This is a genomic window from Nemorincola caseinilytica (genome assembly GCF_039540515.1).
In the GTDB taxonomy this organism is placed as follows: Bacteria; Bacteroidota; Bacteroidia; order Chitinophagales; family Chitinophagaceae; genus Nemorincola; species Nemorincola caseinilytica.
Genome location: NZ_BAABFA010000005.1, coordinates 349054 through 364417, shown reverse-complemented (window position 1 = coordinate 364417; position 15364 = coordinate 349054). Strand labels below are relative to the sequence as shown.

Genomic DNA, 15364 nt, shown 5'->3' with positions numbered 1-15364 from the left:
TTTTTCATTTTGAACAAGATACTTTATTCGTTTAACATATACCACGGTGTTTTTCCCGTTTTTTAAATGAAATTAATGTTGTATAGCTTAACTTCATGCGCTAGGCAAAAAGCTGCCCTTTTATAGCTGTTTCAGACACTTTTGCCAATTCACATATTTCAATTAGTGACGCACCATTTTCTGAATAACCGTAAAAATGGTTTTCACTCAAAAGGACATATTCCCATTGTCTGTCCATTCGGTCCATTAAGGGCAGCCGATTTGTCTTAGTACACCATTCTACAGTCGATAGCTGTTTCTGGCGCACGTTGTCATCATTGATCTTATCATTACCTTTTGTTTCTATGATGTAAATCTTTTTAGCTGTTTTTACAATAAAGTCCGGGTGATAAACTGACAGCAGCCCATCATTACGTATATAAGCTATCGCCGCAAATGAATGTAGATGCTCATTTATTTTTATAAAGCTCTCTACTTCACTATCGCGATCAGTAAATAGCATAAAAGCTTTTTCAAACAGCCCTTTATTAGATGGATAAGCCAGCCGTTCATAGATCGTCTTAGTTATGTCCAATGCATAACGTTCTCTCATTTTTAATTCAGGCACTGACGAAAGCCAATATTTTTCAACAAGGGGCTCGTCTACTGAAGAAACGCTTTGCATTTCGTAAATGCATTTTGCCAGTTGTTGCACAAGATGATTGGTAACTAATCCGTTTTTAGCCAGTAGGATTTTCCAGTTAGCACCCGCAAATGGATCAAAAGGCTGACCAAACAAGTTAGTCTTTATGTACTCGTCAGCTAATGCAATTATCTGTCTTTCGCCCACCTGCAGCATTGGTAATTTTACGGTTCGTTTTCCTACACGCGCATAACGATTGGTTATAGTATGCAGTAGCTTTTGCAAATGTTCGTTATAACTCTCTGAGGTGAAAAGTGCAGCGTTGACCATGTAGTCACCAAAACGCGTCTTGACTGTCATTTCTTCACTGTAAAACTGCTCACCTTCTACTGCAAGAAATTTCTGCAAGTCACTTATGTCAAAAGCTGTAAACGGTTGTAGCTCGCTAGAATTTACCATCCGACCATCAAGTATTTCTTCCGCTTCATGGACGATGACAGGCCAGAACAAGTCATAATCTTGATAAGATGCCTTTAATCCTACTGTTATCAGGTCGCCCATTACACCTTGGCTATTATCAGGATCATTATCCACTTCACCAACCAACCCTTCCGCAAGTAAGTCATCGTAGAACTGAACAAAGGCCGGATGCTCTATAATGGTTAGCAGGTCGAGATACGTGGTTGGCTCACGCTTAAGTTCTAATAGATTTTTCCGGCTCTCGGCTTTAATATCCTTAAATACTTCTTCACGCCACATAAGCCGCAGACCACGACCGATTGTTTGCTCTAGTAATATTGGCGCGTTGCTTGCTCGTAACGGCACTATTACACATATGTTTGACACATCAAAACCTTCTCTCAACATGAGAACAGACACAATTACTCTAGGCTGTGCATATTTATCGATGTTGAATAATTTTTGCTTGACAATCTGCCATTCTGCTTTAGGTATTTCTCCAGACCTGTTGCTATCAACTCTTGTTATATCATCATTTGATAGACCCTCCGAAACTAAAAATTCTTCAACGAATGGACTAACGTTCGTATCCTCACATACTACAAGCATTTTGGGATATTTATTGCTGTTACCCGCGCTATCTTTTGTAAAGCTTGTAAAATGTTCTTCAAGAATATTGAGTTTTCGCATCCCTGCCCGAAGCATTAGTTTTTGTCCTTCGCTTAAGCCTAGTACCTTTTTGTTTTCATCACGAATAGCTGAATAATCCAGCTCGCCCAGATCTGCAATTTCTTTACGCTTATCTATAGCAATCGTCTTTACCAGCCCTTTCCTGATAGCTGTTGCAAGGTCGAAATCGGAAATTATGTGAGGGAAGTAGTGCTTGGTTCGTGTTTGTCCACTGCCAGTCACATCATATGGTGTGGCGGAGAAATCAACTTGAATAAAGCTAGAGCCTTTCTTTTCTGCAACTTTGTTCAGCCCTTTTTGCCATTCTACTTCTTCTGCTTCTCCGTAACTCTTATTCTCATGTATATGGTGAGCTTCATCATTTACCACCATAATACTCTCTAAACTAGCTAAGTAATCAAGTTCAGCACCGCGCAAATACTTATTATCTAATGTGCCCAGATCGTTACCTCCGGATGTTCCTGGTCTTATAGGTAAAAGGTCTTTTACTACGCTTTCTGTATCGTCTAAAGTGCTACTCTCGTCTTCTACATCATCGCCCATAAATAAGTGCCAGTTGGTGATCGCTATCAGTCCACCTCCTGTTACTTTACTGCCTATTTCCTCTTTTTTAGCAACGTTCGTCTGTATAAAACCAAACACATCTTCTTTATAGGCGGGCGGAATAAATAGCGACTGATATTTATAGAAGTCACTATCCTCGAATATCCGCTCCTTGGCTTCATTCTCTTTACCTAAGTAGGCATCAAGTAGGCGTTCATAAACAATCAAACCGGGTGCAACTAAAAGAAAATTGCTCGTGAATTTGCCCGTCCTCTCCGACTCGTACCGGGCATTTAATAGTTGCCATATCAGGAGGCTATGCATTACCCATGTCTTACCGGTACCGGTAGCCATTTTCATTGCATACTTGGGTATATTATACTTTTCTTTTGCTAACTCAGTAGCATGCATTTCGGCAAGTAGATCCGGTGATGAATGCAGATACACATCTTTAACAGTTCTAATGCCTACAATCTCGTGGAGGTAAATCGTATTTATGATGCTTTGCCGTTGCCCTTCATGAAAGTTGATATGCCTATTATCTGTATAAGGGGGCAAGAACCAAAACTTTAATAAGTCGGCGGTAACAGGTGTTACTTTCGATAACATTTCACCATTTTCGAATGAATGTTGGGCGAGTTTTGTTATAGCCTGTGCTAACTTTAATGGTATATCTCTGGTGCCTATATTTACTGCGTTCATGTTAATTGAGTTTTTCGATAACTACACTTTCAAATCCAAATACGTCAACAGCTTTTACACATACTACTCTTCCTTTTTTTACAGGTAAGTTTAATGTAGCGGTGCGTACACAGTGGTAGGGGTCACTGTCATTTGCTGTATTCTCACGGTAATCTTGCCATGTACTGCGGAATATCTCACCATCATAATCAGGGTCAACACTCCAGTATTCTATCAAAGCAAGTGGATCTTTTGCAATGATCTCTTTTAGTCTGTCCTTGTCTTTACTGTCAAGCGGGATGTTATCTGGACTAAGTAATATGTAATTGTCAAGCGTGACTGTAATGGCTTCTTCTCCTGCTTGTAATCCTTTTGATACGGCAACTTTCTTAATAGTTAAATGCTGAAGGGACGAAAAGCGAATGCTGCCGTCCTTTATCATTTTCTCCCATCCTTTTTTGTGGGTAAGCTTATCTAGCAGGTCAGGCGGAATGACCAAAACATCCACGTCTCCCTGATATTGCAGAATTGCTTCGGAAATATCATAAGCGAAATTCCGATGCCATCACTCCCGTATCACCCTCACCACCTTCCTTGTCCCGTTGTCACCATTCAGTTCCAGCAGGTAATGGCCGGGTGGCAGGTCTGACAGTTGCACAACGGCCGTGCCTGCGGAAAGCGTACCCTGCTGTACCGCGATACCCACTACATTCAGCAGGCGATAGTCGGTCCTGCCCGTGTGCCCCGATATGTAGAGGCTGTTCGTGGTGGGGTTTGGGAATACCTTTATGTTGATAGGCTCCTGCAAAAGGCTGGATACCGATGGCGCGGTAACTATCACATCCTTGCAGAAGGTGTCCGTGCCGCAGCGGGTGTAGACCTTTACGCATACATGGAAGGTGTCCGTTACTACAGGGTATGTGTGTATGACATGGGTGCCTGTGTCATAGGCGCCGTCGCCGAAATCCCAGCGGACACTGTCGTAATACACGCCCATAGTGCCGGTATAGATGAAGCCGTGCACCGCGTTGCCGGTATCTATGTAGTGGGCATCGGGCGATACGGAGCAGCTTACCGGCACCTCGTAGCAGCGCATGTCGTTGCCGCACGGGCTGTAGACCCGAACGCATACGGTGTAGGTGCCAGCCATGCTGTAGGTGTGCGAGGGAGCCAGGCTGGTGCTGGTGCCGCCGTCGCCGAAGGACCAACGGACGCTGTCCACGCCGGAAGTGCCGGTATAGGTGAAGTTCTTTATGAGGTCTGTTCCGGCAAAGGAATAGTTTGCGACCGGCATGGCCGTGCAGCCGCAATCGACGCCGTACTTCATGATGAAGTAATCGCTGTCGCCACCAACGGAGGTATAAGGCGAGAGGCTGCCGCCCCATATGTTGTTCTCTATCTTGCCGCCTATGTAAAGGTTGCTGTTCTTGCCTGCTACTATCTTATTTGCCCTGTCGTAAAAGCCGACCCCATGTATCTGCTGTAGCTCGTGAACATAACCCGCAGTATCTAAAATAGTGAAATAGGCACTTTGTCCCTCTCCTGGATAAATGCTTATCGCTTCAGAGCCACAATCAACGACACCTGTCATAACGCCGCATGCGGCTAATTTATTACTACCCAAAAGCGTCAACCCGATCTGGTTATTTATACTCAACGACCCGCTATAGGTACGCATCCACAAAGGATCTCCTGCGGTATCCATTTTCATCACCACCGAAATATTGTATGGAATTGTTGATAAGGAATTGTAAGCGGTATCCCCCCGATATATCACTTTACCCGAAGCAACTACTGTCGTATAAATGTGACCATATCCATCTGTTGCAATTGCTCCAAATCCTTTGGCAGTAAGTATTACGGGGTTGCCAATAGTATCTATCCATATTCTATTCCTGTCGACATCTAATCCAGCAATGAACGTATAACGAGAACTATCTGGGAACCCGTAAAAATCTCTTTCTCCATATGCATATAGCTTATTGCTTTGCTGATCTATCGTAAGTCCATGCACGAAGAGGGAAGAATCAACGTCTAGTTTTTTCACGCTAACTAGCCCACCTACAACATCAAAATGATGATCATAGAAACCAGTATGACTTGTCAAAGAAGGGGTCAATACAACACCGTGATCAGTCGCTGCTATAAAATGCGGGTTCTGCGATGCATCCAAGGCAAGGTAGTTAAGAGAGCCGCCAGTGCCAGTGCGTGTTGATGGAAGATCAGCACCTATAAACCTCAACCAGTTCAAATTTCCAGTAGTATCATACTGAACTATTGTTTCTCTATTATTTGAAAAACCGGCTATGGTTGTGTCATATCCTAAACGTAATGGACTAGTGCTACTATGCGATCCATCAAATGCTATATATACATGCCCTGCATTATCTGCTACGACCCCATGAGGTATATTGCCGGTACCGGTTATCAGCTTCGCAAATCGCATTTGCCCGTTACAGTCATGGCTAGTGAAAAGAATATTTCTAGGATTGCCAAACGCACCAGTAGGGCGGTTGAATGTATCTGCAATTATCGCACTGTTACCAATTATGCTTAGTGCATACACGTTCCCGTTAGGGTCGGTACACATGGAAAGTAACTCTTCTTGGAAGTTGTATGATGCAAAACTTTGGTTTGTAGCTCCACCGCGCACCCACTTATATGTTTGTGAGAATGCCGGGTAGGTAAATAAAACAGTGACAAAAAATAAGATAGGTAGTGTTAAATAACGTCTCATAGTTGCAATTTATATAAATTCAGCAAAAAATATGCCAATACCGCTAATATATCTGCGGTATTGGCATAAACAGGAGTTCTAGTGTGTTATTGTTAGCCTTTGGGTATGCAGCGTTCGGCCACCGCCTTCCATACGCACCACATACATGCCCGGCACCCAACCGGTGGCATCAAGGCTCCATTTGCCCTGTTGGCCTTCAGGTACGGTCTGGCCCATTTTTCGGCCCAGCATGTCGAACACAGTTAGCATCTTATACCCACCTGTTGCAGTGCCATAATCGTACTGTATGGTCACGTCTCCCGATGCCGGGTTGGGGAATACAAGCAGCGCAGAAGAAGCCCCTCCACGACCCTCGCCCGAGGGGAGGGCGGTGTGGCGTACCATACCACCACCATGCCGTTCTGCTATCCAGCTACAGGTATCCAGCGGTATGCGTAGGGCATAGTAACACCTGGCCCCATCAGCGGTAGACCCTATCAACTGCACAGTCACGCTGTCGGGCAGCGGGTCGCTTTCCATAGTGGTGAATGCGAGCGACAAGGTAACGGGCCCGGCAACAGGCACAGTACCGGTGAAGGGCGTGATGGGACCTATATAAGATGCCATCACTCCCGTATCACCCTCACCACCTTCCTTGTCCCGTTGTCACCATTCAGTTCCAGCAGGTAATGGCCGGGTGGCAGGTCTGATAGTTGCACAACGGCCGTGCCTGCGGAAAGCGTACCCTGCTGCACTGCAACACCCACTACATTCAGCAGGCGATAGTCGGTCCTGCCCGTGTGCCCCGAGATGTAGAGGCTGTTCGTGGCAGGATTAGGGAAGATCTTTATGTTGATAGGCTCCTGCACAAGGCTCGATACCGATGGCGCGGTAACTATCACATCCTTGCAGAAGGTGTCCGTGCCGCAGCGGGTGTAGACCTTCACGCATACATGGAAGGTATCTGTTACTACAGGGTAGGTGTGTATGACATGGATGCCTGTGTCGTGGGCGCCGTCGCCGAAGTCCCAGCGGACGCTGTCGTAATAAGTGCCCGTAGTGCCGGTGTAGATGAAGCCGTGTACCGCGTTGCCGGTATCTATGTAGTGGGCATCGGGCGATACGGTACAGCTCACCGGTACTTCGTAGCAGCGCATGTCGTTGCCGCAAGGGCTGTAGACCCGAACGCACACGGTGTAGGTGCCCGCCATGCTGTAAGTGTGCGAGGGAGCGAGGCTGGTGCTGGTGCCGCCGTCTCCGAAGGACCAGCGGACGCTGTCCACGCCGGAAGTGCCGGTATAGGTGAAGTTCTTCACGAGGTCCGTTCCGGCATGGGTGTAGTTGGCCACGGGCATGACCGTACAGCCGCAATCTACGCCATACTTCATGATGAAGTAATCGCTGTCGCCGCCAACCGAGGTATAAGGCGCAACGCTGCCGCCCCATATGTTGTTCTCTACCTTGCCGCCTATGTAGAGGTTGCCGTTCTTGCCTGCTGCTATCTTATTTGCAAAATCGTAAAAGCCGATCCCATGTATTTGTTGCAGTTCATGCACATAACCTGCAGTATCAAGGATAGTAAAATATGCATTCTGTCCTTCGCCGGAATAGATACTTATAGTATTGCTTCCACTTGCTACCGTTCCGGCCATTACACCACAAGCGGCCAATTTATTATTACCCCAAAGTATCAACCCTATTTGATTGTTCACACTTAATGAACCACTATATGTGCGCATCCATAAAGGATTGCCAGCAGTATCCATTTTCATTACTACTGATATATAGGATGTTGTTGATAGAGTATTGTAAGCCGTGTCTCCTCGATATACTACCTTACCTGACGCTACGACCGTAGTATATATGTGTCCATGCCCATCAGTAATTATCGCTCCAAATGCTTTTGAAATTGGTATCACAGGGTTAGTAAGAGTATCTATCCATATTCTGTTCCTGTTAGTATCCAAACCTACTATAAAATCATATCGCGAACTATCTGGAAAACCATAAAAATCGCGCAATCCATAAGCATACATCTTATTGCTTTGCTGGTCTATGGTAAGCCCATGCACAAAAAGGGAAGAATCAATATCTAATCTCTTCACACTGACCAGCCCCCCCCATACATCGAAAAAATGATCATAAAATCCTGTATGGCTTGTAACCGTTGGGCTCAAAATAACTCCATACCTTGTGGCAGCAATTAAATGTGGGTTCTGCGATGCATCCAATGCAAGATAATTAAGTCGCCCGCCTGTACCTACATACGTCGAATACGCATCTGCTCCAATAAACCTGATCCATTTCAGATCACCACTTGTATCATATTGAGCTAGAGCTTCCTGGTTGTACCAATTCAATGGTATGGTCGTATCGTATCGTATCCTAAGAGGGTTCGTACTGCTGTGAGAAGATTCGAACGCTATATACACATGCCCTGCATTATCTGCTACGACCCCATGAGGTGTATTACCTGTACCTGTTATCAACTTAGCGAAACGCATTTGTCCATTGCAATCATGACTGGTGAACAATATATTTTGAGAGCTTCCTATACCACCTGGCCAGTGAAATGTGTCAGCGACCACTGCATTTATTCCCACCACATTTAAAGAATATATATTACCATTAGGATCTGTACACATGAAATAAGTAGCCTCAGATTGTGAAGGAGGAGTCAAACTTTGATTTGTCCCCCCACCCTTTACCCATTTATATGTTTGAGCAAAAGTCAATGAAGTACAGAAGAGAAAAAAGAACAGGATAGGTAGTGTTAAATAACGTCTCATAGTTGCAATTTATATAAATTCAGCAAAAAATATGCCAATACCGCTAATATATCTGCGGTATTGGCATAAAACAAAGTTTCTAGTGTGTTATCGTTAGCCTTTGGGTATGCAGCGTTCGGCCATCGCCTTCCATACGCACCACATACATGCCCGGTACCCAGCCGGTGGCATCGAGGGTCCATTTGCCCTGTTGGCCTTCAGGTACGGTCTGGCCCATCTTGCGGCCCAGCATGTCGAACACAGTTAGCATCTTATATCCACCCATTGTAGTGCCATAATCGTACTGTATGGCCACATCGCCCGAGGCCGGGTTGGGAAATACAAGGAGTGCAGAAGAAGCCCCTCCCCGACCCTTCCCCGAGGGGAGGGAGGTGTGGCGTACCATACCACCACCATGCCGCTCTGCTATCCAGCTACAGGTATCTAGTGGAATAGTGATGGCATAGTAACATCTTTCCCCATCGGCCGAAGATAGTATAAGCTGTATGGTGACACTATCGGGCAATGGTGCGCTCTCCATAGTGGTGAACGTAAGTGTGGCTGGGGATTGAGGGCCGGTGCCGGCAATAGTACCCGTGAACGGAGTGATAGGGCCGATATCGGTACCTAATACATATGTCATGCCGGGGGCAGAGGTAGTGAAACCAACGCTTACCGAATAGCTGGCCGGGCTGTCGGGCTCGCATATCAGCGAGGCAGTAAGCTCGGCATCAGGGCAGTTCTTGCAGTCGCTAATGCTTAGGTCCATATACCCAATGATCTTTCTACACAGGCCATTGTTCAGTCTCCAATAATAGTTCTCGCTTGTGGAGATATCCAGCGGATCCATTTCGCCGGGGCCACCACTGACCGAAGAGGTGGAAGTCCCCCACCTCCAGGCGTCGAATGATACGCAAGGCGGGCCATACAGCGTCAGCGGTGTCTGATCGCGGCATATCTCGTAGCAGCCATCGGGGAAGTAGGGCTGGTATGTGGCAGGGTCGAGCGGCACATATTTGCGCCCGGTACTGGTGCAGCCACGAAGGTCGGTGAACCATACACGGTAAGGGCCGCCCTGGTATATATCTACTACAGGCCCTGCGGGATGGCCTACCCAGTTGTACAGGCCGGATACGGGAGCTGCGGCGCCCAACTGTAAATGATAAAGATCACAGTCGAGCACCGTGGGGCCGGTAATGGCCGGGGAATCGGGCAAGGAGTATATGCGTATGGTATCTATAGGCGAGGCATCGGTGCAATAGCGGCCGGTAACGGAATCGTATGTGCGTATCACCAGCTGCACGGCTAGCGTATCGACACCGGATGTCCAATGCAATACGGGATCCGGGCTTACAGGTGTCCCGTCTATATACCATTGGTATTCCTGGGCCTTGCCTGCATAGCCATTCAGCACTATCTCCTGCCCGGCGCAGTAGTGGCGAGGGCCGCGTATAACGGCAGCGGGTGTTTGTATCACGCGTACATTTGCAGCACTATCCTTTGGCATAGTAGCAGAACATTGATACACCCCCGTTACTGTGACCCAATAAGCTCCTGATGAGTAGACATCCTTAGTAGCTGTGGTCTCTCCTGTGGACCATAGATATGATATAGGTATTGGGGTTCCTATGGCTGGTGCATATACCAATGTATATGGTGCAGTTCCCGAACATATAGTTGTATCTTGACCCAAATTGCCACTCATCACATTTTGGTGTACATCTACAGTATATGTAGCGCTGTCTTTACAACCAATGGCATCAGTTATTATGTGCTTTACTGCTCGTATGTTTGGATTGGAGGGACTTGCCCAAGTAAATTCCCTCTTGGCATCAGCGAGTAACAATGTAGCTCCATCGTCAAAATCCCAATAATGTGATGTACCCGAGCCAGATATGGCAGGCGTAAAGGATATGGGGAGCTTCTCGCACATAGGTGTAGATGTGATGGTAAAGGCCGGGTCGGGAAGGACAGGCACTTCAATGGTGTATGTGACATCGCAACTGAAGGGGGTACCACCAGATATGGAGCCTGTGACCACCAGCCTGACATTGAACGTTGTACCAGCCGGTACTACCGTGAAGGTCTCTACGGCCGTAGAAATAAGCGTACCCGGCGTACCTGCATACCACTGGTAGCCGCTAAGGCTATAGCCCGGCAACATGGAGGTACGGTTGCGGAGGAAGACCCTTACGTTACCAGCGGGCTCGCACCGCATACCCCAGTCGAAGTTGGGTACCACATGTACCTTCACTTCTTTGAATGCACCGCAATCGGTGCCTGCTTCATCGTAGGAGAACCTGTATATTCCCGCCCTGGTAACGGTGGCAACAGCGGTGGTGCCTCCTGTAGGCTCGAACGGGTGCTCATAGGCACGCCAAACGCCGCCGGAACTGGTAGCTGAAAGCGTTACCTGGCTGCAGGAAACGGTATATGTGGCACTCACATTACATGGTTCGATGTACTCACCACCACCGCCACAAAGGTTGCCGAAAGGTATGCGTTCGGAATATCCCGAGCACCCATTACTTGCGGTCACCATTAACTGTATCGTGTCGGGGTTCGTGACACGGTAGGTAGAATCGTTCAAAGCGTATCCATTGCCATATGTCGTTATCCATGTATAAGAAGTGATGGGCAAATTGTGGGTAACTATCGCAGACACATCTTCATGATAATATGGCGCACAGACACGGAATGACTCGATACTATCTAGGTGAACATCGGGCACCGGCAAGATAAATATATTCACAGTATCGAAACCGGTAGGCGCGCAACCGCCGCTGGATTTTACCGTTGCAACGAACCAGTCTATAGAAGACGTATGGTTCTCGGGGTACAAGTGGGATGCTGTATTGGACGAGGTGACCACATGAGAGTTATCGCCGAATTCGAATCTATAAACAGCACCTCCCGATGTGGCAGTAAAATGCACGGTATCTCCCGAACATATCGTATCGCTAACTACAGAAGTGTATGCTATGGGCAGTCCACCCGCTATCGTGATGGCCAGGGTGTCGGTACGCACACTATCGCACTTGCGTACTGTCACCACCACGGATGCCGTAGTGGTAGGTGCTACGTTGTTCCACAATATATGGGCAACGGGTCCGTGCATGCCCGCCGCCACACTGCCGACGGTATTTGGATATACGGCCCAGTCGTATACCTCTCCCCTGTAATAGCCACAAGAATAGTCCCGATAGCTATTGGGGCATGGGCCTGTATCGCCGGTAATATCCACCGGCATCGTCTCATGCGTTATATCTATCACGGTTTCGGGGCCGGGGCAGAACTCAGGGTCGGTACTTACCCGGCGCACCTTGAGCTGCTTAGGGCCTGTACTATGCCATTCGACAGTGACCTCTGCAGATCCCGTAGGCGGCGTCAGCATGCCCCCTACGGCCTCCCAACTGAAAATATAGCCGGGCAAGTTCCCTCCGGCAGTGTATGTGTAAGACCTTCCGAGGCATATGGTATCTGGTCCAACCACGCTATCCACCGCAACCGGGGCCTCCCGCACAATTATTGTCAACGGATCAGCACAAAAGTCGCCTTTTGCTTTAAGCAGGTATGTGCCAGGTATTAGGAAGTTATAGGCAAATGTGGAACTACCAGTAACGGTCGCTACCACAGAATTGGACAGACCGATCAAGCTCCAGTCACCCGAATAACCTCCGGAAATTCGATATGTATCTATCACCCCGGTGCATCCTCTGCCAGGGCCTACTATAGCCGAAGGAGGCAGGACGACTATGGTCTTAAATACATTGCCTCCGCATAGCTTTATTTTGTTCTGGTATCTGCCGTGTATCGTGTATGTTCCTGGGGTTGAGAAGTTGACCACCACTTTATGATCTTCCCTGCATGTTAGGGATGATATTGCGCCAGGCGCACCTAGTACGCCCCATTCATAGCTTGTCGCTGGCCACAATGGCAGAGAATAATAGGTCTGGGTGCCGGCACAAATGGTGTCAGGTCCTGCTATGGGCGCATCCTGTAGTATTACGGGCACTTTTACGGTAGTGGGCGAACCACATCCTCCACAATCGGCCACTAGTGTCACCGTACCCTCTCCACTAGGTGCCGCGTTGTCCCATCGTACTTTTATGGACGACAACGCCCCGATAACGAATGAGCCCAGATCAGGTATCGTATTGTAATCAATGGCCAATGAAGTATCGAAAAACAGGGTTCCTCCATTTACCAGCCAAATATTATTGGCGCATGCGGAACTGGTAGTATATGTAGCGTATTCACTATCGCAAACAAAGGAAGGACACTTAATTTCAGGGGACTCACCTTCGGTGACCGTGAAGACGTCTCGTATCGAGTCTATGCAGTTGCACTGGTTCTTGACCGTGAGGGTGATGGTATAAGTACCTGTTGCAGTATATGTATGTTCTACGGACGCCCCTGGCGCTGTGGTGGACGCTCCGCCACCATCTCCAAAATTCCAGTGCCAGTAGACGATAGGTGACGACGGGTCGGCCATAGAATTGTCCGTAAGAACAGCTGTACCGCCCCTACAAAGCTCGTTCGACAAATATAAAAAGGATGCAGATGGCTTCTTTATGACCTGCACGCATAAGGTAGCGGAATCGATGCAATGGTGAAAAGAGTCGTGGAGTACTACTGTACCCGTTACCCCTGCGGTGGGCCAATATACATCTATACTGTCGTGATAGTCCGCCGAGATAGTACCGCCATACACTTGCCATGTATATGCGCTCCCGGCAACACCGTTCGCATAGTACCGGACCATTGTGTTCTCACATACCTTGAAGCAACCACCCAAAGGGATATGAGGCGATGGAGAATCTCCGTCTGGGGTCAGCGTTTGGCATGCCGCGACGAAATTGGTAGTAATATATGGCTCCATATTCACCACTACATTAGTGGTGACCGTGGTAGACCCGCAGGCATTGGTATCGGTATAGTAAATGGTCACAGACCCGGAGGCGATACCGGTCACTGCCCCCGAGAAAGGATCTACTGACGCTATGGCCGGGCTGCTGCTTGTCCATGTGCCTCCCGGAGGGGAACCGATAAGCGTGGTGGTATATCCGCTGCAGACGCCTAAACTACCGGCTATGGTTTCCACCTCGGGCACACCAAGTATGACAATAGGATGAACTACCGTAGTTATGCCACATGTATCTGTGACCGTATAGCTTATAATTGCGGTACCGGGGGACACTCCATGAACGGTGATACTAGTGCTTGACAACACCGTTATCATGGCGATACTTTCGTCGCTGCTCGACCATACCCCATCAGGGGTAAGATGGGTCATCAGGGTCGAGTCTCCGGCACAAATGGTATCGGCAACGGCGGTGATGGCGCCTACAACAGGTCCAACCGTTACTACTATGGTGCTGTAGCAGACCTCATTCATGTAATAAATGGTCGTTGTACCTCCCGACAAGCCTCTAACGACCCCGGAATCATTGCAAATAGCAACCATTGGGCTTGTTATGGTTGTCACCCATACACCCGGAGGCGTACAGTACAGCCTGGTCGTATCTCCAATGCAGACCTGTGCCGTACCGGTTATAGGTCCCGGAACCGTGAACACTTGCACAGTAGTAAGCTGATAGCAATTTGTGGCGGCTGATGTGAACGTGATCTGAGCAGACCCTGCACTTGCTCCGTAAATAACCCCTGTGACCGGGTCTATAGTGACGACCGATGGGTCTGCGCTTGTCCAGGTACCAGCGATAGGCACGCCATCCTGAGACCCGAACAACGTATCAGTAGAACCAACACAAATAAGCGTTTCCCCCGTAATGTCAGGCAAAGGATTTACTGTGACGGTAGCGGTGACATAACAGCCGGTAGAAGGCATGGTGTATGTAAAGGTAGCGGTACCATAAGACCAGCCTGTTAATATGACGCCGGGGGTGACCTCAGAAAGTACGGCAACGCCTACCGCTCCACCGCTCCATACACCACCGGCCGTTGTATCGTATAAGATGGTGCCTAGGTCGGCGCAGGCATTGTAGCTGCCGAAAATAGGCGATGGCGTCGGCTTGACCGTTACCCAAATGGTATCAAGGCATCCCGTAGGCAAAACGTAACTTATGACGGCAGTGCCCGGCGATACTCCAATTACCATTCCACTTGACGAGCCTACTGTTGCTATGGAGACGTCCGAGCTTGACCATGTCCCCACGGCCGGAACCGTAAGACTTACTAACAGGGTCGAATCCGACACGCACACTTCTGCCACGCCATCTATGGGTACCGGAAGCGGATGTACAGTAAACACTGCTGACGCATAGCAACCGGACGCGACCACATATGAAATGATAGTCGTGCCTGCAGAGATACCTGTCACTTCTCCCTCAGCACTTATTGTGCCCACGCTAGGAGTGCTGCTGACCCATGTGCCGCCACTGGTGCTCTCGGTAAGCCATGTCGAATTTCCCTCGCAAACCTCCAAAGCCCCGCCTATCGAAGCAGGGGTCTCGTTAATGGTCACATTAATAGTAGTAGTGCACCCACTGTCGGTCACATAAGTGATCGTCGTAGTACCTTCAGCAATGCCTATTGCTACGCCTGAAGATGAGCCGACCGTTGCAACAGAGGGTGAACTGCTAGTCCATATGCCGCCAGGAACATCTGTACTGAATAGCACAGTGTCTCCTGTACATATCACCGTATCGCCGGTCAATACAGCTACGGGATTCACGGTAATAACAGCGGTGGCGATACAATCGCCAGGCATCGTGTAGCTGATCACTGTTGTACCTGCGTTTATGGCTGTTACAACGCCACTCAAATCGATCGTACCGACAGTAAGTGTGCTACTGCTCCATGTCCCTCCCGACGAGCTTGATAAACTTGTGCTCTCATATCGGCAAATACTAAGGTCACCTACAA

The 15364-nt window shown here is 48.2% G+C and carries 6 protein-coding genes; all 6 read right to left on the bottom strand.

The window, feature by feature from the left end; all coding sequences use genetic code 11:
• Positions 1-100 precede the first annotated feature (100 nt).
• Complete coding sequence (locus tag ABD843_RS03800; RefSeq protein ID WP_345078746.1) at positions 101-3016, bottom strand: DEAD/DEAH box helicase family protein; 2916 nt, start codon at positions 3014-3016, stop codon at positions 101-103.
• A 1-nt stretch (position 3017) separates the two neighbouring features.
• Positions 3018-3503, bottom strand: a complete 486-nt coding sequence (locus ABD843_RS03795) for a hypothetical protein (RefSeq protein WP_345078744.1) — start codon at positions 3501-3503, stop codon at positions 3018-3020.
• A 57-nt stretch (positions 3504-3560) separates the two neighbouring features.
• Positions 3561-4586 (bottom strand): PKD domain-containing protein, encoded by a 1026-nt coding sequence (locus ABD843_RS03790; RefSeq protein ID WP_345078741.1) that lies wholly within the window; start codon positions 4584-4586, stop codon positions 3561-3563.
• A gap of 1224 nt (positions 4587-5810) precedes the next feature.
• A complete protein-coding gene (locus ABD843_RS03785) occupies positions 5811-6338 on the bottom strand; it encodes a T9SS type A sorting domain-containing protein (protein ID WP_345078738.1) in 528 nt (175 codons plus the stop codon).
• Positions 6338-7381 carry a PKD domain-containing protein gene (locus tag ABD843_RS03780; protein WP_345078735.1) on the bottom strand — a complete coding sequence of 348 codons (1044 nt, stop codon included), beginning with the start codon at positions 7379-7381 and terminating at the stop codon, positions 6338-6340. The genes ABD843_RS03785 and ABD843_RS03780 overlap by 1 nt, the downstream gene beginning before the upstream one ends.
• A 1198-nt stretch (positions 7382-8579) precedes the next feature.
• Positions 8580-15263, bottom strand: coding sequence for a PKD domain-containing protein (locus ABD843_RS03775; RefSeq protein ID WP_345078732.1), 6684 nt, complete (start codon positions 15261-15263; stop codon positions 8580-8582).
• Positions 15264-15364: the final 101 nt, after the last annotated feature.

What these genes read in the sequence shown, in the direction of transcription:
- ABD843_RS03800 (WP_345078746.1), bottom strand. Translation starts at nt 3,016, where the DNA reads ATGAACGCAGTAAATATAGGCACCAGAGATATACCATTAAAGTTAGCA.
- ABD843_RS03790 (WP_345078741.1), bottom strand. Translation starts at nt 4,586, where the DNA reads ATGACAGGTGTCGTTGATTGTGGCTCTGAAGCGATAAGCATTTATCCA.
- ABD843_RS03785 (WP_345078738.1), bottom strand. Translation starts at nt 6,338, where the DNA reads ATGGCATCTTATATAGGTCCCATCACGCCCTTCACCGGTACTGTGCCT.